The sequence below is a fragment of the Thioclava sp. IC9 genome (assembly GCF_002213225.1).
Classification (GTDB): domain Bacteria; phylum Pseudomonadota; class Alphaproteobacteria; order Rhodobacterales; family Rhodobacteraceae; genus Thioclava; species Thioclava nitratireducens.
Window position 1 is genome coordinate 13,019 of the sequence record NZ_NBNX01000004.1, and the last position, 23,471, is coordinate 36,489.

The window sequence follows — 23,471 nt, forward strand, 5'->3', positions numbered from 1 at the left end:
TCAGGTCTCCTTGGTCAGACGGTCGGCACGGATCGGACGCAGCAGGACGAGCCCGCCGAGACCGAGGGTGAAGAGAATGAGGAACCAGGCATCGCCCTTCTTGTCGGCCCAGATCGGCCCGAGCGCTTTGCCGGTGTAGATGTCCTTGATTCCGAGCACCGCGAAGGTGAAGCGCTCGTAATGCTTGGTCACGGACGAGACCTCGATCCCGTTGCGGATGGTTTCGTAGGTGGCGAAGCCCTGCTTGATCTTGGTCTGCTCGGCCTTCGGGATCGAAAGCTGCGCGAAGACGCCGCCTGCGACCTGGTTATCGGGGTCCATAGTATCGCCGATCTGCGGCGCGACGAGGACCACCAGCAGCCACAGCGCGAAGGCGTAGAGCAGCCCGCTCGCCGGGCTTTTCAGCCAGAGGCTCAGCCCGAAGCCCACCGCAAAGATCGCGCTAAGATAGAGCGTCGAAGCCCCCCAGGTGATCGCAAGGCGCAAGAGGTCATTCGCCCCGATCCCGATGCCCGAACCGAGCGCGAGCACCACTGCGCAGAGCGCGAAGACGCAAGCCAGCGCCGCCCCCATCAGCCCGGCCCCGCCCAGCAGCTTCGCGGCGAGGAACTGCCAGTTCGAGAGCGGCCGCGTCAGGATCAGCGCCAACGTCTGGCGTCCGCGCTCTTCGACGGCGGCGCGGTAGCCCGCGATCAGCGCGATCACGGCGCCCATGATCTCAATCTGCTCGATCGTCCCGCGCATCAGCTTCAGCGGATAGAACTCGGGCGCCGCGATCGAACCGAGGCTTTTGCCGAGCGCCAGCAGCTGCTGTTTCGCGGCCATGTAGGTGGCGACATCGGTGCGCATCGCGACCGTCCCGGTGATCAGCGAGATCAGCGCGGCGGCGACGAGCGCCAGAGTCGCGGCGAGCAGGAAACGGTCGCGCAGCGCGATCCGCGCGTCCTTGAGCGCAATGGTGGAGATTGCGGAGAGATCAGGCATCGGGGCCTCCCTTCGTCATGTCGAGCTTGAGGCAGCCGCGCAGCGCATAGAGGCCGGAGCCCGCAGCGAAGAGCATCATCACGACCAGCGGCGGCACGGGACCGCGCGGCGGCAGACCGTCGGGCAGGTAACCCATCAGCTCCGCTCCGAGATACTTGTAGGCTTCGGCCAGCGAGAACGGCCCGAGCAGGTTTGCGGAGAGGTCGAAGATCGCGGATTGCGGGGCGGGTGCGAGGGCCGAGATCGGGTTGATCGCAGCGGTGGGCAGGATGTTTCCGGTCAGCGCAGGCCAGACGAAGGTCAGCACCAGCCACACCACCGTCGGCACCATCAGACCCACGGTTTCGCTGCGCGCCCGCGCCGAAGCACCGATCGCGATCAGCCCGAAGGTCATCATGTAGAGCCAGCCCAGAGAGAAGAACGCAGCCAGCCGCGCCCAATCCCCTGAGGCGAGATGCACCGAAGGCAGGATGACGAGGGTCGCGGCGCCCACTACGCCCGCAAGCGCGGCCAGTCCGCCGACGGCCAGAGCGAGTGCCGAGACCTTGCCTCGCGCGTAATCGAGCCGCTCCAGCGGGCGCGCGCCGATCAGCGGCAGCACGCCGGCCCGGCGGTCGGTCTCGACCATCCGGTAGCCGATCACGATGGCCGAAAAGGCGCCGATCAGGCTGATATAGATCGTGAGGTTGCGCAGCAGCGCCAGCGGTGAGCCTTGCGTAACCGGGTTTGGCGGTACCGGCTTGCCATTGGCTTCGAACCAATGCGTGGCGCTGGCATAAATCGCGTCGACCGTCGAGGTCGCGGACCAGCCGAGATAGGCCGAGACCAGCACCAGCGCGGCGAACAGCGCGGCCACCAGCGCGATCGTCCGCTCGCGTGCAAGCGCGGCAAGCGCGTGGCGGCGCAGGATCGTGGAAGGTGTCATGCCGCGACCTCGCGATCCGGCACCACCGAGAGGTAAAGCTCCTCGAGGGCCTCTTCCGAGCCGTAGCGCGCGTTCACCGTCTCGATCGTGTCGTGGAAGACCAGCTGCCCATGCGAGAGCACGCCGATGGAGGAACACGACCGCGCCACCTCGCTCAGCAGGTGGGTGTTCATGAAGATCGTCATGCCCTGCGCGTTCAGCCGCTCGAGCACCTCGCGCAGCTGGCGCACCCCCATCGGGTCGAGCCCCGAGGTCGGCTCGTCGAGGAACAGGACCTGCGGGCGGTGCACGATGGCCTGGGCCAGTCCGACCCGCTGGCGCATCCCCTTGGAGAAGGTCGCGATCCGGCGGTCGGCGAGATCGGTGATGCCAAGGAACTCCATCACCTCCTCGACGCGGTCGCGGGCATCCTCGATCCGCGAGAGCGCCGCGAAGAAGCGCAGGTTCTCGCGCGTGGTGAGCGTGTCGTAGAGGCGGACGTTCTCGGGCAGGTAGCCGATGGCGCGGCGCAGCGCGATGCGGTTATGCGCGAGGTCACACCCGGCAACGCTCGCCGTGCCGCCGCTGGGCTCCATGAGCGTCGTCAGTAGCCGGATCGTCGTGGTCTTGCCCGCGCCGTTATGGCCGAGAAATCCGAAGATCTCGCCACGTCCGATATCGAGATCGAGCGGCTGGAGCGCGGTGAAATCGCCGTAGCGCAGGGTAAGTCCCCGCGTGCTCACGGCCAGTGTGTCTGTTTGCATCTCTGGGCACCTCCTTTTGATGTTGAGAGGAAATTGCCCGTCGCGATCCGGATCGACTTCGACAGTTTCTTACAAATCGGTGAGAAGCTGGATTACCGGCTTGGCCCAGACGAAAAACCCTCCGCCCCGGACGGACGGGACGGAGGGCCACGCGGCGTACGATCTGGAAAGGGAATCAGATGCGCCTGCGTTTCACGGTCATCGCGGCGACGGTGATTGCGATGACGGCAAGGAAACCGAGGCTGGTGGGAATGGTGCCGAAGCCCAGCCCGCCATAATCGGTCGGTTGCGAGAGAAGATCGCCGAAGGACGCACCCAGCGGGCGGGTGAAGATATAGCAGAGCCAGAACGCCCAGAGCCCGCCCAGATTGAAGGTGACATACCCCACGGTGAGCGACGCGATGATCAACCCGAAGAGGATGCCGGTCGCGAGATAGCCTATCCCGAACTGCTCGGAGATCAGATCGCCGACCGCCGTGCCGAGCGCGAAGGTGAACAGGATCGCGAGCCAGTAGAACCCTTCGCGCCGGGCCGTGTAGATTTGGTGGATCGAGAGCGTGCGCTCGGAGGCGAACCACGCCGCGAAGGTCGCGCCCAGCAGGATCGTGAACCCGATCGTCGAGTCGATCAGCGGAATCCCGAGATTGTCGGTCATGTTGTCGGTGATCAGCGTCCCCACGATCGAGATCAGCACCACCGCCGACCAGTAGACTGCAGGCACGTAGCGGCGCTGCGCGAATTGCCAGCGGATCACCAAGGCGAGGATCGCAGTCATAAGGATCGTCGTCGCGGTCAGGCCGAGACCGAGATTGACGGCCAGAAAGTCGGCCGCCGTCTCGCCCATCGTCACCGCCATCAGTTTGATGAGCCAAAAGCCCGGCGTGACCTCGGGAACGCGGCTGACCGGGTTGGTCAACTCTTCGTCGGGGTAGATGAAAGTCTGTTGATAGCTCATGTTGCGCCTCAGTCGTTCAGCATTGCCAACGCCTGCGCCGAGAACGCATCGGCGCGGGTATCGTCGTCGGCGTTGCAGCGCTCGAGCGCTTTCGCCTGAAGATCGGAGACCGCTTGCGGCGCGGTTTTGCCGCCGAGCGTGTCGCGCAACTGCCCGATCATCGCCTCGCAGGGCAGCGCATGGCCGGTCTTGTCGGTCACCGCGATGCCCGCGACTTTCTGCACAGCCCCGACTTCCGAGGGCACCGGATCGGCAAGCGCGGTCTGCAAGCCGTTAAGGCTCTCCATCACGGTTTTCGAATCTGGCGACTTCGTGCGCAGCGCGGCGAAAGCCTTGTCCGCCGCACCGTCGATCACGCCCCAAGCGGAAGGATCGGCCTTGCGCAGCTTGGCCGCGTTCTTGTCCCAAAGGGTCTCCAGATCGGTGATGCGTTTCTCCGCAGCGGTGAACTCGCCTTTCTTGGCAAGCGTCTGTGTATCGCTCACGATCGTCTCGTAAGGGCTCATATCGCCGAGGCTTGCAGCTTGCGCCGCGGAAGCGCCCGGCCCTCCCGTATTCATGGCCATTTCGACCATTGAAAATGACGCGACCGGCACCGCGATGAGCGCGGCGGAAAGAAGCAGGTTTCGCATAAGGTCCTCATTGCTTGCGATGCATCCGCACCGATGCCGCCAGCAATCGCCTGCAGAAGGACGAAGCGTTTTGCTCCCGTCTTACGAATTTGTAAGAAATCGCACAGGCGTAGCGGGGCCGACCGTGACAATGCCGGTCCGTTATCGAAAGATGGTGCGATGAAGATCCTGATTGCCGAAGACGATGCCGAGACCGGCGACTACCTGCGCAAGGGGCTGACCGGTGAAGGTCATGCCGTCGACCTGCTCCGCGACGGGCGCGAAGCGCTGACCCAAGCCACCGCGCAGAGCTACGACCTGTTCATCTTCGACCGGATGATGCCGGGGCTCGATGGGCTGGCCCTGCTCAAGGCGTTGCGCGCCGCGCAGATCGCCACGCCCGCGATTCTGCTCACCGCGATGGGCAGCGTCGAAGATCGCGTCGCCGGGCTGCGCGCAGGGGCCGATGACTACATGGTCAAGCCTTTCGCTTTCGTCGAACTGCTCGCGCGGATCGACACGATCGCGCGCCGCCCTGCCCTCAAGGCAGAGGTGACCGAACTGGTGCAGGGCGATCTGCGCCTCGACCTGCTCGCCCGGGAGGCGTGGCGCGAAGGCCAGTGCATCGAATTGCAGCCGCGGGAATTCATGCTTCTGAAGCACTTCATGGAACGTCCCGGCCGGGTGCAGACCAAGACGATCCTGCTGGAGGCGATCTGGGACATTCATTTCGACCCGAAAAGCAGCGTCGTCGAGACTCATATCAGCCGTCTGCGCGGCAAGATCGACAAGCCTTTCGCGACCCCCTACCTAACGACGCTGCATGGGATCGGTTACGTGTTCGAGGCCTCGTGATGCGTGCATTCACTTGGTCGATGCGCTTCGCCATCGCGATCTCGACGGTCTTCGCTTTTGCCGCACTGGTCGCGGGCGGGGTCTCCTACACGCTACAATCCAAGGAAATGAGCCGCCGCCTCGAAGGCGAGGTGCGCGCCGATACCGAGGCGCTCGCCCTCTCTGCCCGCGGCGCCGACTTGCAGGACCTGAGCGAGCAGATCTCGGCGCGGATGACGACGAGTCGCGACGGCGCGAATATCGTGACCTTCGTGCCGGCCGATGGCTCCGAACCGCTTGGCAATGTCCGCGTCGCAAGCCAGTTCGAAGGGGCGCGCCATCTCGAACCGGGATCCGACCTAACGCTCCTCGATCCGCCCGGCGCGAATGTCCCGGAGGGCTATGTCACCTTCGGGATGCGGCTCCCCTCGGGCTGGCTGATGACGGGGCGCGACGATGCGTGGCTCCGCGAGCAGGGCGAAATCCTCGCCACCAGTTTCGGCTGGGGCCTCGGGCTCGCGCTTCTGCTGTCGATCAGCTTCGCGGTCTTCATCGCGCGCCGCAACGAGGTGCGCATCGACCGGATGGAGCAGGTCCTGCACGCGGTGGGCGAAGGTCGCCAAGGGTTGCGTATCCGCGACGAAGGCGATGACGACGTGGCGCGTCTTGCGCAAAGCGTGGATCAGGCGCTCGATCAACTGGAGGCGGGGATCGCGTCGATCCGGCAGGTCTCGACCGATGTCGCCCATGACCTGCGCGCGCCGCTCGCCCGACTGCGGCTGCGGCTGGAGCCGGTGGCGCTGGATTCGTCGCTGCCGCTGGCGCAGCGCGGCGAAATCGGAAAAGCGCTGAGCGATCTCGATCAGGTCTCGGAAACCTTCGACGCGATCCTGCGCCTGTCCCGGATGCAAGCCGGAATGGTCGAGATCACGCGCGCCTCGATCGACCTCACGCAGCTCTGTCAGGATGTGGCGGAGATGCTCGGCGCTGGCGCGGAGGATGCAGGGCAGGAACTGGCGCTCGATCTGCCCGAAGACGTCCGGATCGAAGGCGACCGCGAGCTTCTGTTCCAGGCGCTCGTGAACCTCGTGGACAACGCGCTTCGCTACAGCCCGTCCCCGGCACGGGTCTCGATCGGCGTGCATGAGACCCGCCATCACATCACATTGAGCGTCACCGATAACGGCCCCGGTATCCCGGATCGAGATCTGGCACGGGTGCGCGAACGTTTCGTGCGCCTCGACCGGAGCCGAAACACGCAGGGCAGCGGATTGGGCCTGAGCCTCGTCGACGCCATCGCCCAGATTCATGGCGGTGAGCTGCGCCTGCAGAACCTCGAGCGCGGTCTGCGAGTGGACATACGCTTTCCGAAACCTTGATGCCTCTCGCTGCGAGCAAGCTCCGGCCCCCCGGGCAGGCGAAAGGGGCGATCAATCACCCGCTCTCTCGGGCCTCTGAGCGATGAGCGCGCGTGGTTCTGGGAATGGGGTCACGCTCCTATCGCAACTTTATGCCTGCCCGGCAGGACACATATTCAATTTTTGGAACATGAACCGCCCCCCGCGCATTCCTTCCGCAATCCCGAACTGACGGAAATTCGGAGGCAGATGACATGACCATGCGTTTTGAACAGATTCTCGCGGAAGGGATCGCCCAGTGCTCCTACCTGTTGGGCGACACTGGCAGCGGCACCGCCGCCGTCGTCGATCCCCGCCCCGATTGCGATATCTATATCGAGCGCGCGAAGGCGCTCGGACTGACGATCACCCATGTATTCGAGACCCATATCCACGCCGACTTCCTGTCAGGCGCGCGCGAATTGGTGGCGCGGCTGGATGGAGAACCCAAGCTTTGCGTCAGCGTCGAGGGCGGCGCCGAATATGATTTCGAGCATGAGGGCATCCGCGACGGCGACAAGTTCAGCTTCGGGCAACTCACGCTCGAGACGCGGCACACCCCGGGTCACACGCCCGAACACGTCTCCTTCCTGCTCTACGAGAAGGACAATGACGACCCATGGGGCGTGCTCAGCGGGGATTCCTTCTTTGTGGATTCGGTCGGCCGCCCCGACCTCCTGGGCGACGACAAGACCGAGGAACTGACCGAGGCGCTGTTCCGCACCACGCAGGATTTCTACATGCAGCTGCCCGAGGGCGTTCTGGTCTATCCCTGCCACGGCGCGGGCTCGGCCTGCGGGCCGAATATCGGCGACCGGATGTCTACGAGCATCGCCTATGAGAAAGCCCATAACCAATATGCCCGGATCACCGATCTCGAGGCCTTCAAGGAGGCGATGACGAAGGACGCTCCGCCGGTGCCCACGCATTACCCGCGCCTCAAGAAGGTCAATGCGGCGGGCCCCGAGGTAATGCACGGTTTGCCGCGCTGCATCGGCAAGACCCCGGAGGAGTTCGAGGCGCTTATCGCCGACAAGGACGTGCAACTGGTCGATATCCGCGACATGCTCGCCTTTGGCGGCGGCTTCATCGAAGGCTCGCTCAATATCGGGCTGCAGCCGATCCTGTCGGTCTGGGCCGGATGGATGCTCGATCCCGACAAGCCGATTGCGCTTGTTAGCGAAACGAGTGCCGAGATCGACGAGGCCGTGCTGCGGCTCTGGCGCGTCGGCTTCACGAAATTCGCGGGCTATCTAAATGGCGGCATTTCGGCATGGCGCACCTCCGGACGACCGCTCGCGCATATCCCGCAGGTCACCGTGCAGGAACTGAAGGGCAGCGATCTGACCCCGCTCGACGTGCGCAAGGACGAGGAATGGGACGGCGGCCGTATCCCCGGCGCGCTCCACCATTTCCTCGGCACGCTCGAAGACGAGATGGACGAACTCGACCGTTCCACCGACTATGCGGTGTATTGTCAGGGCGGCTACCGCGCCAGCGTCGCTGCGAGCCTGCTGCACCGCGCGGGGTTCAAGAACGTCTCCGCGGTGCCGGGCAGCTTCGGCGCATGGTCCGCGCAGGACTACCCGGTCGAATCCTGAACCGCTCAACATCAGAGGATCCAAGACAATGAGCTACACCATCGACAAACGCCTCACCAATACCACGCTGGAAGAGGCCGACACCCGGACGCGCGAGGCCCTCAAGGAGCAGGGCTTCGGCGTGCTCACCGAAATCGACGTGCAGGCCACGATGAAGAAGAAGCTGGATGAGGACATGGCCGGCTACATGATCCTCGGCGCCTGCAACCCGAAGATGGCGCATCAGGCGATCCAGCTGGAGCCGAACGTCGGCGCGATGCTGCCCTGCAACGTCATTTTGCGGCAGGACGGCGCGGATATCCTCGTCTGCGCGATCGACCCGGCGGCCTCGATGATGGCGATCGACAACCCCCGGTTGAAATCGGTCGCAGGCGACGTGCGCGACATGCTGGCAAAGGCGATCGAGGCGATTTGAGCTGAACCGGCCCGGCGGCGGACCACTGTCCGCTGCCGGAGCTTCGCGTTACGCCCCCCCCGGGGCCCCTTGCATTTCAGGCCCGTTTCGCGGGATACGACGGCCCGACGACCTCGCTGAGAGGTCAAGCCAAGCGAAGGCCAGTATGCCCCGGACCGACCGCCTCAAGACCGACTGTTCCCAATGCGCGGCGCTCTGTTGCGTGGTGCTGTCCTTCGACAAGGGCAAGGATTTCGCCTTCAGCAAGAACCCCGGAGAGCCCTGCCGGAACCTTTGCGGGCACGATTGCTCGATTCACGACAAACTGACCCAGAAAGGCATGGCAGGCTGCGTCGCCTATGATTGCCTCGGCTCCGGCAATCGGGTCGTGCAGGAGGTCTTCGGCGGCCAGTCGTGGCAGGAGGAACCGCGTCTGGCAGCGGTGATGATGGAAGCCTTCTCCGCCATGTGCGAGGTCCACAAGCGGATCGACCTGCTGCGCGCTGCCGAGACCCTGTCGCTGGGACCGGACGAAGAACGCAAACGCCGCGACTTCCTCGACCATCTCGAAGAGCATCAATGGACTGGCCCCGAACTCAACGAATTCGAATTCGGTCTGGCGCTGGAGATTGATCTCTTCGTCCACGGCCTCAGCGCGTGACGCCCGACGAACGGAAACGTCGCCTTCGACCGGTGAGGCGCGAACACCACGCGGACGCCCTCAACTCTCCCTCAGCCTCGACAAATTTTGACTGCCTGAAGAAGCTGTGATCTGATCCGGGACGGGTGACGCGCCCAATCTGTTTGAAGAGGCCGAGCGTGCAGCCTGCCTTTCGCACCGAAGCATTGTCGAAAACCTATGGCGAGGGACCAGCCGCGGTCCACGCCCTCAAAGACGTGACCCTGGAAATTCCGCGCAGCGAGGTCGTCGTGCTGCTCGGACCTTCGGGCAGCGGCAAATCCACCTTTCTCAACATCATCGGCGGGCTCGACAGACCAAGCTCGGGCCAGGCGTGGTTCGGCGATCAGAACCTGACCGAAATGTCCGACCGGGCGCTGACGCAATACCGGCGCAGCCATGTCGGTTTCGTCTTCCAGTTCTACAACCTGATGCCCAGCCTCACCGCGCGCGAGAATGTCGATCTGGTGACCGAGATTTCGCACGATCCGATGGACGCGGGCGAAGCGCTGCGGCTGGTCGGGCTGGAGGGACGACTCGACCATTTCCCGGCGCAGATGTCAGGCGGCGAGCAGCAGCGCGTCGCCATCGCGCGGGCCATCGCGAAGCGTCCGGCGGTGCTGTTTTGCGACGAGCCGACCGGGGCGCTCGACAGTATGACGGGGCGGCGCGTGCTGCAGGTGCTCAACGATGTGAACCGCGAGCTGGGAACGACCGTTCTGATCGTCACCCATGCGGCGGCGACGGCGGCGATGGCGCATCGTGTGCTGCATTTCACCGATGGCCAGCTGCGCGAGACGATCGTCAACGAGACCCGCGCCGATCCCGCCGAGATCGAATGGTAAGCCGATGGCCCTGACCGTTCTCCATCGCAAGCTCTTCCGCGACCTCTGGCGAATCCGGGCGCAGGCGCTGGCGATCTCGGCGGTCGTCGCTCTGGGCGTGATGGTACAGGTGATGATGGCGGGGCTGACGGATACGCTCACCGTCACCCGCGACGCCTATTTCGAGCGGCACCGGCTTGCGCAGGTCTTCGAGCCGCTCACCCGCGCGCCCAGCTCGATGATGGAACAAGTCAACGCGATTCCCGGCGTGCTGGCCGCCGAAGGGCGAGTCAGCGGTTTCGGCCGGATCGATGCGGACGGGGGCGAGCCGATACAGGCGCGTGTCCTGTCGCTACCCGGCCCCGCAGGCCTCAACGGTATCCTGATGACGGCGGGCCGGAAGCCGATCGCGGGGCGCAGCGACGAGGTCGTGCTGCTCGACACATTCGCAGCCGCGCGCGGGATCGCGCTTGGCGATACGCTCGGCGTCACCGTCGAGGGCCGTCACCAGCGCTTGCAGGTCGTCGGTTTCGCCCGCGCGCCGGAGTTCCTGTTCATGCCCGCGCCGGGCGAATTCTTTCCCAACGACGGTCGCTTCGCCGTGATCTGGATGGAGCGCAAGGCAGCGGCCGCCGTGCTCGATCTCGACGGGGCGTTCAACGAGGTGCTGGCGCTCACCACGCGCGAGCGGCCGCGCAAGGCGGTGCTCGCCGATCTCGACAGGCTGATGGCGCCCTATGGCGGCGGCGCGGGCTTCGTTCAGGATCAGCAGACCTCTGCGCGCTTCATCGAGGAAGAACTAAAGGGCCTGCGCCAGTCGCGGCTGTTCCTGCCACCGATCTTTCTCGCAGTTGCGGCCTTCCTGCTCAACGTGACGATCACACGTATCGTGCAGGCCGAGCGGCGCGAGATCGGGCTGATGAAAGCCTTCGGTCACAGCGGGGCGGAGATCGCAGGCCATTACCTCGAAATGGCACTGATGATCGCCTTCGCCGGCGCGCTGCTCGGATCGGCTCTGGGCGTGATGCTTGGGCGGTCTCTGACCGGTCTCTACATGGAATTCTACAAATTCCCCTACCTCGTCTTCTCGATGCATCCCGGCCCCTTCGCCGGGGGCCTCGCCTTCTCGCTGATCGCCGCCGCGCTCGGGGCGGCGATCGCGTTGCGCACGGTGTTCCGCCTGACACCCGCCGAGGCGATGCGCCCCCCGGCCCCGGCCGATTTTACCCATGGCCGGGTCGGCTTCCTCGCGATCGTCACGAAGTTCCTCGACCAGCCTGGGCGGATGATCCTGCGTCAGATCACGCGGCAACCTGTACGCAGCCTCGGCACCATCGCGGGCGTGGCCGCGGGCCTCGCGCTGAACATGGCGATGCTGATGATCTATTCGGGCTTCGATCACACGATGGACGTCACCTTCGGCTTTGCCGACCGCTCCGACGCGACGGTGAGCTTCATCCACCCCGTCTCGCGCGATGTGACACATGAGATTGCGCACCTTCCCGGCGTGCTGGAGGCCGAGCCGACGCGCTACGTGCCGGTCCTCTTCCGCAACGGCGTCATCACCCATCGCGGCGAACTGACCGGCCTGTCGGAGGATGCGCAGCTCAATCGCGCGCTGCGGCCCGATCTGGAGCCGATCGCCCTGCCCGCGCAGGGCGTCGTGATCTCGCGGGGGCTCGCGGATGTGCTGAAACTTCAGCCGGGCGAAAACCTCACCGCCGAAGTCACCGAGGGCCGCAAGCGGACCCTCTCGCTGCCCGTCGCTGCGATCTCCGACACATTGCTGGGCGCTCCGGCCTATATGCGCCTCGACTCGCTGACCCGGGCCGTGGGCGAGGCGGACCGGATCACCTCGGTCTCGATCCGTACCCAAGGTGCACCGTCGCCGGAGCTTCTGCACGAGCTGCGCGCGCGCCCCAAGGTCGCGGGCGTCTCGATAAAATCCGACAGTCTCGCCGCGTTCCGGGAGATTGCCGACGAGGGCGCGGGGCAGATGCGTTTCGTCTTCGGCGCGATCGCCTTCGTGCTGAGCTTCGGCATCGTTTACAACGCCGCGCGCAACGCCTTCTCCGAACGTGCGCATGAGTTGGCGAGCCTGCGGGTACTGGGCTTCACCCGCGGGGAAGTGACGCTGATCCTCGCCGGGGAGATCACTGTACTCGTGGCCTGTGCGCTCCCGGTCGGGATCTGGTTCGGCTGGACACTTGCCCAGTTGATCGCGCGGGTTTTCTCCAATGAACTCTACCGGGTCAGCGTCAGCTTCGATCTACCCAGCATCGCGACCGCGGTGCTGGTCGTAGTCTCGGCGACGCTGGCCTCGATCCTGATGTTGCGCCGCGCGCTGGATCGGTTGAACATGATCTCGGCGCTCAAGGCGAGGGACTGACCCGTGACACCAAAACCCCGAACCAGATGGCTCATTCTCATCCTGATCGGCCTGATCGCGGCGGGCGCTATCGCCGCGCTGCTCTGGCCGCAGCCGCAGACCGTCGACATGGGCGAGGTTACGCGCGGTCCGATGAAGCTCGTCATTGAAGATGATGGCCGGACCCGCGTCAGCGAAAGCTACACGGTCTCGACGCCGGTCAGCGGCAGGCTACAGCGGCTCGATATCCATGTCGGCGATCAGGTCGTCGCGAACGAGACAGTCGTCGCCCGGATGCGCCCCGCCCTGCCCGCCGTTCTGGATGCCCGCAGCCGGGCACAGGCAGAGGCCGCGCTCGCCGAAGCGCAGGCCGCGCTCAGCGCGGCTCAAGGCGATTACCGCGCCGCCGTCGCGATGCGCGAACAGGCCGATAGCGATCTCGCGCGGTCACAGAGGCTCGCGCTTTCCGGCACGATCAGCCAGTCCAAGCTGGACCGCGATCAGATCAACGCCGATTACGCCGCCGCACAGGAAGCCGCCGCGAAAGCCGCCATCGCGATGCGCGAGGCAGCGCTGGCCTCCGCAAAATCCGTGCTGCAGAACGATGCCGCCGCGAGCAACAGCGACGGGGCCGAGCCGATCCCCCTTTATGCCCCCGCGACCGGAACCGTGCTGCAAATCCTGCAGGAAAACGAGACCGTGCTCTCGGCCGGCTCCCCGATCATGGAGATCGGCGACATCTCGGAGGGGCTCGAGGTGGTGGCCGATCTTCTGTCGCGCGATGCGGTGCGCGTACGCCTCGGCGATCCGGTGGAGATCACCGATTGGGGCGGGCCGGACGTGCTCGAAGGCAAGGTGGTCCGCATCGACCCGTCAGGCACCACGAAGGTGTCGGCCTTGGGCGTCGAGGAACAACGGGTGGGCGTGGTCATCGCCTTCACCGGCGATGCCGCGCAACGGGCGGGGCTGGGCCATGGTTTTCAGGTGACCGCGCGGATCGTCGTCTGGCAGAACCCCGATGCGCTGCGGGTGCCGTCGAGTGCGCTATTCCGGCGCGGCACCGGCTGGGCTGTCTTCAAGGTCGAAGACGGGCGCGCGCGGGAAGTGAACGTGGAAGTCGGGACCGATAACGGCACCTATGCCGAGCTTCAGGACGGTCTGAGCGAAGGCGACCGTGTCGTGCTCTATCCGGTCGAAACGCTGGAAGATGGCGCGCCGGTGGAGGCAAGGTCCGGCGGCTGACGTCTCCGTAGCGGACCATTGATTCCCTCGCGCGACCGACCGGATGGCCGGCCAGCCATTCAACTGCCCTGTCTCATCCCAGCGCCGCGATTCCTGCGAGCTTTCGCATGTGCCACGCAAGCGCCTGGTTCGAACTGAGCACCGGCGTCCCGAGCTCCGCTCTCAACCCCGGCAAGATCCCCTGCGTGCGCAGGTTGGTGCAGGACAGGAAAATCCCGTCCAGACGCGCCTGCCCCGCAAGGCTCCGCGCAGCCTCCGCGATAGAGGCTGGGTCGATCCGCGCCACCCGCGCTTCCGCTTCCTCGCCGAAAGACAGCGTCGCGGGGACGGTGATCCCTTCAGCGACGAAGGCCGCCCGCAAAGGCTCCGCGACCGAAGCGACATAGGGCGAGACGATCCCCACCCGCTCCAGCCCCAGATCCGCAATCGCGGCCAACGCGGCGCTCAGCGGATCGGTCACATGCCGCGTCGTGACGCCCGCCATGACATTCGCCCGCACTTCGCCCGGCCCAATCAGCGCCGCGCCAGAGGTGCAGCCATAACCCACCACGTCGAACTTCGCCGCAGGTGGCAGCAGCGCCGCAGCACCGCTCAGAGCGCGCTCCATCTCGGCAATGCTCGACGGGGTCAGGTCGTCGCCGGAATGAACGCGCGTGACATGCATCCGCGCGTCGTCCGGCGGGATGTAGCGGCGGAACTCGTCCTCGATGGTCTCGTCCACGCGCAGCACGATCAGCCCCATCGTGGGCGTGGCGTCTTCGCGAAGACGATAGGGGAAATTGGCCATCAGCTCAGCTCCGGCAGGGTTTCGGGCGCGCGCGGCGACAGCAGCTCCGCCCCGGTCGCGCGCAGGACGATGTTTTCCTCATGGACCAACAGGCGGCGCGGGCCCTGCGCAGGCTCGACCCACGCGCCGGGTTCTAGCGTCAGCACCATGCCCTCGCGCAGTTCGGTGTCGTCGCGCGGGGTGAAGGAGGGCCATTCGGTCAGCGTGATCCCCAGCCCGTGGCCCAGGCGTCCGCTGCCCGCCTCAATACCGCGCGCCGCCAGCCCCTCGACCAGCAGACGATGCGCATCATGCGCCCGCATGCCGGGCCGCAGCAGCGCCATCGCCGCCTCGGTCACCTCCCAGAGCGCGGCATGGGTGCGCCGCACCGGATCCGACGCCGGACCGACCGAGAAATTGCGATCGAAATCGCAGAAATACCCGTCGCGCACCGCGCCGGTATCCAGCATCAGCACATCGCCCGCTTGCAGCGGCGCGGGCCCGGCAGGCGAGATCACATCGTCATAGCCCGACGGTCCCGACGCCCCGGCGACATAGCTGACCCAATCGGCTCCTTCCTCCAGCAGCGCGGACTGGAAGGCGCGGAATATCCCGTCGAGCGGCCGCCCCCGCCCCGCGAATTCCGGCACACGGGCGAAAGCGCGACCCGCGATGGCGCAGGCCCTGCGGATCTTCTCGATCTCCGCCGCGCTCTTGATTTCACGCACCCGCTGGATCGCGGCGGTGCCGTCGATGAAGCGGCGCGGCGCGATACGCTCCCCAAGCCGCGTGAAATCCGCGAGCGGCATCCGCAGCTGCGTCTCCAACCCCATCGGCACGCCGATCCGCGCGCTCTCGGGCAGCAGATCGCAGAACGTCTCGGCAAGCAGGCTCACGCCGTCATCCCTCGGATCGGGTGCATCCCATGACCGGATCTGCGTCATCCAGGTGCGGCCCATCAGTTCCGCCCCGATCGAGGGGATCACCGCGACCGGCGCACCGCTGGCCGGAACGATCACGAACCACGGGCGCGCGGGGCTTTCCCAGAACCGAGTCAGAAAGCCTGTGACGTAGAAGATATCCGCAGCCGAGGTCAGGAACAGCGCATCCAGATCCTGTGCGCTCATCTCGGCCTGAAGGCGAGCGACGCGGGTGCGAAACTCCTCGGCCGGGAAGATGAGCGAGCGCTCAGCCATCTTCGGGGCCTTCGCTGAGGATCGCGAGAACGCGCGCCTCCGGTCCCAGCGACAGCCCGGCAAGCAGAGCCGCCAGCCCGGCCCCGCCCGAAGGCGTCGTGGCCAGCCCGTGCGCGGCGAGGATATCGACGCCGGACTGCGCCTCGGCTTCGGTGATCGTGGCGAAGCCATCCGCATCGCGCGACAAACCCGCCAGCGCCACCATCGAAGGTGTCTTGCAATCGAGCCGCCCCATCGCAGAGACCGGCCCTTGCGTGGTCACCAGATGGCCTGCGCGAATGCTCTCGACCAGCGCGGGGGCCGCGTCGGGTTCGACCACGATAATCTGAGGCGCATCGCCCCAGACCATCCGCGCATGAGCCGCGACGGCTGCCGCGAGACCACCAACGCCCGCCTGCAGCAGAATATGGGTGGGCGGCGCTTGGATCTGCGCGACGGCCTCCGCCGCAAGCTGGGTGTAACCCTCCATCACCCGCAGCGGCAGATCGACATAGCCCTCCCACGAGCTGTCCGACAAAAGGGTCCAGCCATTCTCGGCAGCCGCCTGCTCGGCGGCTTGCATGCTGGCCTCGTATTCCGCACCCGCCCGGACGACCTCCGCCCCGCGTGCCTCCAACCGCGCGGCGAAGGCCTCAGGCACGGTCTCGGCGAGATAGATGATCGCGCGGGCGCCGAATATCCGCGCTCCTGCCGCGACTGACAGGCCATGATTGCCTGCGCTGGCCGCGACATAGGTCTCGCCGGCGAGAGCTGTCTGAAGATCGTCGCTCTCCGCTCGCGCCGCAGCCTCCCGGGCGATCGCATGGACCGCGCCCAGCGCTTTGAAGCTGCCGAGCCCCATGCGCTCACGCTCGTCCTTGATCCAGACCTCACCGACCCCGGCAAGCCGCGCGATCTCGGGCGCCGCGCGCAGCGGGGTCTCGTGATGTGCCGGACAGCGCGCAAGCAGGCTGGCCACGCCCGCCGCATCGGCAATTGGCATGACGCCGTCCGGGTCGAGCCCGTCGCCGCGCCAAGGGTTGTCTATCGTGATCGGCATGTCGGACCCTCGCTGCGATGGAACCACGCCCATAAGGCAACGAGACGTCCGCGCACGCAATGGCCATTTCAGAAAGACCATTGCGCGACATCGTGAGGCGCGTCAGTCCGCCTCTTTCACCGCCGAGAGGAATTGCTGCGTGCGCTCTTTCTGCGGATTGCCGAACAAATCGTCGGGGGCGCCCTGCTCTTCGATCTTGCCGTCATAGAAGAAGCAGACCCGATCCGAGATGTCCTTCGCGAAGCCCATCTGGTGCGTCACCATCAGCATCGTCAGATTGTGCTTCTCCACCAGCGAGCGGATCACGTTCGTCACCTCGCCGATCACCTCCGGGTCGAGCGCGGAGGTCACCTCGTCGAACAGCATCACCTTGGGCCGCATTGCCAGCGCGCGTGCGATCGCGACGCGCTGCTGTTGACCGCCCGAGAGCCGCGAGGGGTGCTGGTCGCGCTTGTCGGACATGCCCACAAGCTCCAGCAGTTCCTCGGCCCGTTCCCGCGCCTCGGCCTTCTTCATGCCCAGCACCTGCACCGGGCCTTCCATGCAATTCTCCAGCGCGGTCATATGCGGGAAGAGATTGAAATGCTGGAAGCACATGCCGATCTGACTGCGGGCCTTGCGCAGATACTTGCGGTCCGCGGGCACCAGCTTCCCGTTCTTCTCCATATGGGTCAGCGGCTTGCCGTCCACGTAGATCACGCCCTCGTTGATCGTCTCGAGCGTCATCAGCATCCGCAGCACGGTCGTCTTGCCCGAGCCGGAGGGGCCGATGATCGTGACCATTTCCCCCTCGGCCACATCGAGATCGAGCTGGTCGAGCACCACCAGATCGCCATAGCGCTTGGTGACTTTCAGGAACCGCACCATCGGCACGTCGTCGCCCGTCAGTTCGAGCGGATAGTTCGAAAGATTTTCCATCATTTCAATCCGAGTTTACGCCGCACGCGATCCTCGAAGACGCGGATCAGGGCAGCGGTGGGAAGCGAGATGGCGAGGAAGATAACCCCCACCAGCGTATAGGGTTCGAGATAGCGATAGCTCGACGAGCCGATCGCGTTCGCTGTGTGCATCAGTTCGGCCACCCCGATCACCGAGAGCATCGGCGTGTCCTTGAAGATCCCCACGAGGTAGTTGCCCATCCCCGCCAGCGCGGGCGGGATGGCCTGTGGGATCACGATCCGCCAATAGGTATCGCGTGTCGACATGTTCAGCGCGGTGCAGGCCTCCCATTGGCCCTTCGGCACCGCGTCGAGACCGCCGCGATAGACCTCCGACAGGTAAGCCGAATAGTGCAGACCGATCGCGATCATGCCCGCCGTCCACGGCCCCAGCTTCAGGCCGAATTGCGGACCGACGTAATAGACGAAGAAGATCTGCAGGATCAGCGGGGTCGAGCGGATGAACTCGATGAATTCGCGAACGACCTTGGTCAGCGCCCAGTAGGGCGTCCGCTGCGCCAGCGCGAAGACCATGCCCAGCACAACCGCGATCGCATAGCCCAGCCCCGCCGCCATCAGCGTGTTGAGCGTCGCATGCATCAGCTTGGGCAGGATTTCCCAAGTGAATTCCCAGTTCCAGTTGAACCCCATGGATCAGGCCCTCCCCAGCTTGCGCCGCATGACCAGCTCGAGCCAGCGCATGAACGGCGTCACGATGAAGCGCGCGAAGATGTAGTACACGATCAGTGCCGTCCCGAAGGTCTGCGCCGAGAGGAAGGTCGAGCCATTGATCTGCTTCGCCTCGAACATCAGGTCCGACACGGAGATCAGCGCGACCAGCGCGGTGTTTTTCAGCAGCTCGATCAGCAGGTTGCCCCACGGCGGCAGCATGTTGACGAACGCCTGCGGCAGGATGATCCGCCACATCCGCTTCATCGGGCTCATCGACAGCGCATAGGCCGCCTCCCATTGCCCTTTCGGTACGGATTGGATGCCGCCGCGCACCAGCTCGGCGCCGTATGCCCCGAGGTTCATCCCCACCGCGACGAAGCCCGCGGTGAATTTCGGCAGCGTCAGCCCGAACAGCGGCAGCACGAAGAAGATCCAGTAGAGCTGGACCAGCAGCGAGGTGCCGCGAAAAATTTCGATATAAACGACGGCGATGCCCCGGATCAGCCCGTTGCGCGAGAGCTTCATCAGCCCTGCGACGAGCGCGATGACGATCGCCAGAGCGGAGGCCAGGAAGAACTGCCCCGCCGTTACGAGCGTGCCGTCCCAGAAGCGCGGCCCGTACTCTTTCAAGAATTCTATGTAGCTCATTCCCGTCCCGCCCCGGCGGTGAATGTCAAAATGGACGGGCCATGCACAGGCCCGTCCATGTCTTCAGCATTTGCGCTTAGCGCATCTTGCAGACTTCAGCCGAGGTCTTGTCGCCCGGCAGGTTGCCTTTCGAGTAGCCGTACTCGCCGACCGCTTTCATCATCGCGTCCGAACCGAGATACTTCTTCTGGGCTTCGTTGAACTTGTCGACGAAGTCCTGATCCGCTTTGCGGAAGCCGATGCCGACCCAGTTCTGGGTCCATTCAGGCAGCTGGCTCACGTCCGACACCTCGACCGCGCCGTCCGATTGATCGGCAAGGTTCTGCGCGGTGAAGTAGGTCACGCCACCTGCATCCGCGCGGCCCGCTTTCACGGCGGCGAGGATTTCGGTCGGGCCCGGCACGGTCATCACGTTGCTATCCGGGATACCGCCCTTCTTGGCGGACTCCACCTGGTTATAGCCCGCGCCCGTCACGAAGGTCGCGCCAGCCTTGGCGATCTGTTCGTAGTTGTTCAGGTTCTTCGGGTTGCCCTTGGGCACGATGAACGCATCGCCAACTTTCGCCATCGGCTCGGAGAAGGCAACGTTCTGGCAGCGCGAGTTGAGGATGTAGAGACCGCCGGTGACCATGTCGAAGCGGTTCGCGTTGAGGCCCGGGATCAACCCGCCCCAATCGGTCACGACGGGGGTGATGTTGTCATAGCCCATCTCGTGGAGCACACCCAGAACATAGGCGTTCACGAAGCCCAGCGGCTTGTTGTTTTCGCCCGGGTAGGCCCACGGAACTTCGTTCGCGAAGCCGATGCGGATCGGCTCGCCCGAATTGATACGGTCCATCAGGGGGCCAGCGAGTGCGGCGCTTGCGCTCAGCGCGATGCCGATGCCGGCGGCGGCGACAGATTTCAAGATCGATTTCATGCGTCTCTCCCGTTGGTTCTTGTTGACGGGAAGCCCAAGCCTCCCGCGATTGATGTACACAACACCTATGAGTTTCTCCGGAGTGTCAAGCAGATCGCATTGATTATACTGGGGCAAAAAGCAGATGTCGTAGGCCGATAAAGAGCTAAACGCATATGTTGTGCACCAATGCCGGAGCTTTGAGCATTGAACGCGCATGTGTGTGCGCCGGTTCCGCCGAAGGCCGTCGTTTCCTGCCGATTGCGCCGCCCGGCTCTCCGCAATATCTGCGGCTGAAACGCTCCATGGGGGAGGACGCGGCCAAGCGGATTGACCTGCGCGCCTCCGCCGCCGATCATGGCTTTGCGCGAACAGACGACAGAACTCTATGGACGACATCTCCATGATCCCCCGGCAAACCGATCCGGAGCGGCTCCGCGCCCGCGACCGCTACGATCTCATTCACGACGAAATTCGCAGCCGCATCTGCCTGCTCGATTACCCGCCGGGAATGCGCTTGTCGGAGACCGCGCTCGCGTCAGAATTCGGCATCTCGCGGACTCCGCTGCGTCGCGTGCTGGCGCGGCTCGAGGACGAGGGGATGCTGCGCTCCATGCATGGGGTCGGCACCTTCGTCACCGATGTTGACTACACCGAGCTTGGGCAGGTCTTCCGGCTGCGGCGCGAACTCGCCGTGCTGCAGACGAGCCTCGATCCGGTGCCGCCCAGCGCCGCGCTGATCGCGCGTTTCGTCACCTTTCAGGAGCGCGGCCGCGAACTGGTCGATGCACCCACCGCCCGGGCCTTTTCGGAGCTCGACCGCGATACCTTCCTCGCCTTGTTGGAGCTGACCGCGAATGCACCGCTCCGGACGATGTCGGCGGCGCTGTATTTCCGCACGGCGCGGATCTGGCTACAGCAGGTCACGGCTTCGCAGATCGACCTGATGCAGGAGATCGAGATCTACAACAACGAGCTGCGCGACATGCTCCGCGCGCTGCGGCTCGGCGATCTCGACGCGCTCGGCCATATGAGGCGCGGCCACATCTCGATGAGCTTCGCGCGGATGCCGGCATTGGTCAAAGCGTCCTGACGGATCGCGCCCTTTCACTGCGACGTGACGCGGGCGAAGGAAACCGGGCAGACGGTCCGGGGTTCGGGTTCTGAAGGCCAGCCCGACAGGACCGTCAATGCTGAAACGATTGCTCGAACGCCATCGCGCGCCCCATCGCCTGCCGGAGCTTCCGGGCCTTCGGCAAGTTCTGGCCACGACGGCGGGTAGCTTCCTCGGCATCGCCATCCTTGCCGGGCTCACCCGTCACGCCGGGGTCGACCTGCTGATGGCGCCCTTCGGCGCGACCTGTGTGCTGCTCTTCGCGACGCCCGACACGGCGCTCGCCCAACCGCGCAACGTCATCGGCGGGCATGTTCTCGCAAGCGCCATCGGGCTTGCGGCGCAGCACCTTGCCGATCCGCACGGGGCGATCGGTCTGGCAGCCGTGGTGACGATCGCCATCGTCGCGATGCAACTGACCCGCACAGTCCACGCACCCGCAGGGGCCGATCCGCTGGTCATCCTTCTCAAGGGCCACACGCTCGGCTGGAGCTTTCTTCTGACGCCGGTGCTGACGGGCGCCGTGATCCTCGTGCTTCTGGCCTACCTCGTGAACAATGCGCGCAACACCGAGAAATGGCCCCGCTACTGGATCTGAGCGGCGCGAGAGCACACGCACGCACACGGTTTTTTCAAGGAACTGGGGGGCGGCGCGTCCGTTCGATCCCTGAGAGGGGCGCGATATATCTCCGGGGCGACGCCCGGAAAACCGTCAAAGGACAGGCATTGCATGACCGAACGCACCGATCCCGATTCCGGCACATCCTCGAAGACCCAGCCCGATCCGAACAGCCCGCCGCTGCGCTTTCTGGAGGGCCGGCGCGGCTATCTCCCGATTGCCGATTACGCGGTGATCGGGGATACGCGCACGGCGGCGCTGGTGGCCCGGGACGGCGCGATCGACTGGTTCTGCGGGCCGGATTTCGACGGCGACCCGCTCTTCGGGCGGCTGCTCGACCAGTTTCGCGGCGGGACCTTCTATGTCGGTCCGGTGCCGGATCCAGATCGTCAGACGACCGCCCGACGCGTCTATGAAGATTACGGCCCGATCCTGACCACCACCCACGCGTCCGAGGCGGGCGGCCTCAAGGTCACCGACTTCATGAACCTGCCGGACTCGCTCGAAGAAGCGGCGAGCTTCGGGCGCTCGGTCGTGCGTCTTTTCGAGGCCCCCGAAGGCGCGGCAGACGTCGAAATCTGCATCGCCCCGCGCTGCAACTACGCGCTGAGCACACCCGAGTTCATCCGGCGCGGCCCGGGCAGCTGGCAGTTTACCCAAGACGGCGACATCATCCTGATCGACAGCTCGATAGAACTGGAGATCGAAGGCTCCGGCCGGTTGAACGGGCGCGGTACCCTCGCCACCGGGGAACGCGGCTATGTTACCCTCACCGTCACGCAAGGCGGGCACGGCCATGTCGGCGGAATGCAGGCGGCGCAAGAGGCGCTCGCCTCAACTCGTGAGGCTTGGCGCAAGCGGCAGTCCAAGACGGATTTCGGCGACGGGCCTTTTTCCGGAGCGCTCAAACGCTCGCTACTGGCGCTGCAGCTTCTGATCCACGCCCCCACCGGCGCGGTGATCGCCTCGCCGACGATGGGGCTGCCGGAAGTGATCGGCGGCATCCGCAATTACGACTACCGCTATTGCTGGCTGCGCGACGCCTATTTCGTGCTGCACGCCTTTCTCGATCAGGGCCTCACCGACGAGGCCGACGCCTTCTTCCGCTGGCTGATGGCGGCAACACGCGAAACGGCGCCGGAACTTGGGACGCTCTACACGGTGCGGGGCGACAGCAACGTCTCGATCTCGAGCTTGCAGACGCTCGAGGGTTATCGCCGCTCGGCCCCGGTGCAGCTGGGTAACGGCGCGGCGACACAGCTGCAACTCGACGCCTATGGCTCGATGATCATGGCCGCGCGCGCCTATGTCGAGGCTGGCGGCGAGCTTCATCCGGGCGAGGGCATCCGGCTCGCGAATTTCGCCGATGTCGTGGTCTCGCAATGGACACGGCCCGATAACGGAATCTGGGAAATGCCCAATCCGCGCCGACACCACACTTATTCCAAGGCGATGTGCTGGGGCGCGCTGGATGGGGTGATCTCGCTGGCCGAGAACGGCGTGATCAATGCCGACACGCGGCTGTGGAAGGCGGAGCGCGCCGCGATCGAAGCCCTGATCCGGGAAGAGGCCTGGAACGAGGAGATCGGCGCTTTCACCGGTGCGATCGGCGAGGATTGGCTCGATTCAAGCGTTTTGCTGATGCCGCGTATCGGGGTGATCCCCGCAGACGACCCGAAGATGGCGGCGACCTACACCGCGATCCGTGAGCGGCTTGGCACGGGCGTTCATCTGCGGCGCTACGACGCGCAGGAAGACGGGATGCCCGGCATTGAGGGCCATTTCAACGTCTGCGGGTTCTGGGCCGCCGACTACCTCGTGAGGGCCGGGCGGCTTGATGACGCGCGGAGCCAGATCGAGGGGATGCTGAAGGCCACGACCGATCTCGGACTGATGTCGGAAGAGCACGACCCGGAGAGCGGCGCCCAGCTTGGCAACTTCCCGCAAGGGCTGTCCCATGCCGGGATGATCGCGGCGATTACCGCATATCGGGGCGCGGTGAAGGACTGATCTCGCTGCCACCT

The 23,471-nt window shown here is 65.3% G+C and carries 23 protein-coding genes; 11 read left to right on the forward strand and 12 right to left on the reverse strand.

The window, feature by feature from the left end:
* From B6V76_RS11390 to B6V76_RS11410, 5 genes are all read right to left on the reverse strand, one after another.
* Complete coding sequence (locus B6V76_RS11390; protein WP_088727485.1) at window positions 1-984, reverse strand: ABC transporter permease; 984 nt, start codon at window positions 982-984, stop codon at window positions 1-3.
* Window positions 977-1,909, reverse strand: a complete 933-nt coding sequence (locus B6V76_RS11395; protein ID WP_088723544.1) for an ABC transporter permease subunit — start codon at window positions 1,907-1,909, stop codon at window positions 977-979. Before B6V76_RS11395 ends, B6V76_RS11390 begins: the two co-directional genes overlap by 8 nt.
* Window positions 1,906-2,652 carry an ABC transporter ATP-binding protein gene (locus B6V76_RS11400; RefSeq protein ID WP_077701418.1) on the reverse strand — a complete coding sequence of 249 codons (747 nt, stop codon included), beginning with the start codon at window positions 2,650-2,652 and terminating at the stop codon, window positions 1,906-1,908. The genes B6V76_RS11395 and B6V76_RS11400 overlap by 4 nt, the downstream gene beginning before the upstream one ends.
* Window positions 2,653-2,827: 175 nt before the next feature.
* Window positions 2,828-3,607, reverse strand: coding sequence for a hypothetical protein (locus B6V76_RS11405; protein ID WP_088727486.1), 780 nt, complete (start codon window positions 3,605-3,607; stop codon window positions 2,828-2,830).
* Window positions 3,608-3,615: 8 nt separating this feature from the next.
* Window positions 3,616-4,092: a hypothetical protein gene (locus B6V76_RS11410; protein ID WP_141104914.1), complete on the reverse strand. Its 477-nt coding sequence runs from the start codon at window positions 4,090-4,092 to the stop codon at window positions 3,616-3,618.
* Window positions 4,093-4,398: 306 nt separating this feature from the next.
* Here B6V76_RS11410 and B6V76_RS11415 point away from each other — a divergent pair, with 306 nt between their 5' ends.
* From B6V76_RS11415 to B6V76_RS11450, 8 genes are all read left to right on the forward strand, one after another.
* Entirely contained in the window at window positions 4,399-5,073 is a 675-nt protein-coding gene (locus tag B6V76_RS11415) for a response regulator transcription factor (protein WP_075776632.1), read from the forward strand.
* A complete protein-coding gene (locus B6V76_RS11420) occupies window positions 5,073-6,431 on the forward strand; it encodes a HAMP domain-containing sensor histidine kinase (RefSeq protein WP_088727488.1) in 1,359 nt (452 codons plus the stop codon). The genes B6V76_RS11415 and B6V76_RS11420 overlap by 1 nt, the downstream gene beginning before the upstream one ends.
* A 233-nt stretch (window positions 6,432-6,664) precedes the next feature.
* Window positions 6,665-8,050, forward strand: coding sequence for an MBL fold metallo-hydrolase (locus B6V76_RS11425; RefSeq protein WP_088727489.1), 1,386 nt, complete (start codon window positions 6,665-6,667; stop codon window positions 8,048-8,050).
* A 28-nt stretch (window positions 8,051-8,078) separates the two neighbouring features.
* Window positions 8,079-8,465: a DUF302 domain-containing protein gene (locus tag B6V76_RS11430; protein ID WP_075776635.1), complete on the forward strand. Its 387-nt coding sequence runs from the start codon at window positions 8,079-8,081 to the stop codon at window positions 8,463-8,465.
* A 145-nt stretch (window positions 8,466-8,610) separates the two neighbouring features.
* Window positions 8,611-9,105 (forward strand): hypothetical protein, encoded by a 495-nt coding sequence (locus B6V76_RS11435; RefSeq protein WP_088727490.1) that lies wholly within the window; start codon window positions 8,611-8,613, stop codon window positions 9,103-9,105.
* Window positions 9,106-9,263: 158 nt separating this feature from the next.
* On the forward strand, window positions 9,264-9,968 hold the full coding sequence (locus B6V76_RS11440) for an ABC transporter ATP-binding protein (RefSeq protein WP_088720011.1): 705 nt from the start codon (window positions 9,264-9,266) through the stop codon (window positions 9,966-9,968).
* A gap of 4 nt (window positions 9,969-9,972) precedes the next feature.
* Window positions 9,973-12,336, forward strand: coding sequence for an FtsX-like permease family protein (locus B6V76_RS11445; RefSeq protein ID WP_166504587.1), 2,364 nt, complete (start codon window positions 9,973-9,975; stop codon window positions 12,334-12,336).
* A gap of 3 nt (window positions 12,337-12,339) precedes the next feature.
* Window positions 12,340-13,557, forward strand: a complete 1,218-nt coding sequence (locus B6V76_RS11450; RefSeq protein WP_088727492.1) for an HlyD family efflux transporter periplasmic adaptor subunit — start codon at window positions 12,340-12,342, stop codon at window positions 13,555-13,557.
* A 73-nt stretch (window positions 13,558-13,630) separates the two neighbouring features.
* Here B6V76_RS11450 and B6V76_RS11455 read toward each other — a convergent pair whose 3' ends face one another.
* The 7 genes from B6V76_RS11455 to ehuB form a co-directional block, all read right to left on the reverse strand.
* Entirely contained in the window at window positions 13,631-14,344 is a 714-nt protein-coding gene (locus tag B6V76_RS11455; protein ID WP_088727493.1) for an aspartate/glutamate racemase family protein, read from the reverse strand.
* Window positions 14,344-15,519 (reverse strand): Xaa-Pro peptidase family protein, encoded by a 1,176-nt coding sequence (locus B6V76_RS11460; RefSeq protein WP_088727494.1) that lies wholly within the window; start codon window positions 15,517-15,519, stop codon window positions 14,344-14,346. The genes B6V76_RS11455 and B6V76_RS11460 overlap by 1 nt, the downstream gene beginning before the upstream one ends.
* Complete coding sequence (locus B6V76_RS11465; RefSeq protein WP_088727495.1) at window positions 15,512-16,558, reverse strand: pyridoxal-phosphate dependent enzyme; 1,047 nt, start codon at window positions 16,556-16,558, stop codon at window positions 15,512-15,514. Before B6V76_RS11465 ends, B6V76_RS11460 begins: the two co-directional genes overlap by 8 nt.
* A gap of 102 nt (window positions 16,559-16,660) precedes the next feature.
* Window positions 16,661-17,476, reverse strand: a complete 816-nt coding sequence (ehuA, locus tag B6V76_RS11470) for an ectoine/hydroxyectoine ABC transporter ATP-binding protein EhuA (RefSeq protein ID WP_088727496.1) — start codon at window positions 17,474-17,476, stop codon at window positions 16,661-16,663.
* Window positions 17,476-18,147 carry an ectoine/hydroxyectoine ABC transporter permease subunit EhuD gene (gene ehuD / locus B6V76_RS11475; protein WP_075776644.1) on the reverse strand — a complete coding sequence of 224 codons (672 nt, stop codon included), beginning with the start codon at window positions 18,145-18,147 and terminating at the stop codon, window positions 17,476-17,478. Before ehuD ends, ehuA begins: the two co-directional genes overlap by 1 nt.
* A 3-nt stretch (window positions 18,148-18,150) precedes the next feature.
* Window positions 18,151-18,816, reverse strand: coding sequence for an ectoine/hydroxyectoine ABC transporter permease subunit EhuC (ehuC, locus tag B6V76_RS11480; protein ID WP_075776645.1), 666 nt, complete (start codon window positions 18,814-18,816; stop codon window positions 18,151-18,153).
* A 76-nt stretch (window positions 18,817-18,892) separates the two neighbouring features.
* Window positions 18,893-19,735 (reverse strand): ectoine/hydroxyectoine ABC transporter substrate-binding protein EhuB, encoded by an 843-nt coding sequence (gene ehuB, locus B6V76_RS11485; protein WP_075776646.1) that lies wholly within the window; start codon window positions 19,733-19,735, stop codon window positions 18,893-18,895.
* Window positions 19,736-20,102: 367 nt separating this feature from the next.
* Between ehuB and B6V76_RS11490 the strand changes: the two genes are divergently transcribed.
* The 3 genes from B6V76_RS11490 to B6V76_RS11500 all read left to right on the forward strand — a co-directional run bounded on the left by B6V76_RS11490 (window position 20,103) and on the right by B6V76_RS11500 (window position 23,457).
* A complete protein-coding gene (locus B6V76_RS11490) occupies window positions 20,103-20,807 on the forward strand; it encodes a GntR family transcriptional regulator (RefSeq protein ID WP_233243069.1) in 705 nt (234 codons plus the stop codon).
* 97 nt (window positions 20,808-20,904) lie between these two features.
* Window positions 20,905-21,426: an HPP family protein gene (locus B6V76_RS11495; RefSeq protein WP_088725343.1), complete on the forward strand. Its 522-nt coding sequence runs from the start codon at window positions 20,905-20,907 to the stop codon at window positions 21,424-21,426.
* A 132-nt stretch (window positions 21,427-21,558) separates the two neighbouring features.
* Window positions 21,559-23,457 (forward strand): glycoside hydrolase family 15 protein, encoded by a 1,899-nt coding sequence (locus B6V76_RS11500; protein ID WP_088727497.1) that lies wholly within the window; start codon window positions 21,559-21,561, stop codon window positions 23,455-23,457.
* Window positions 23,458-23,471: the final 14 nt, after the last annotated feature.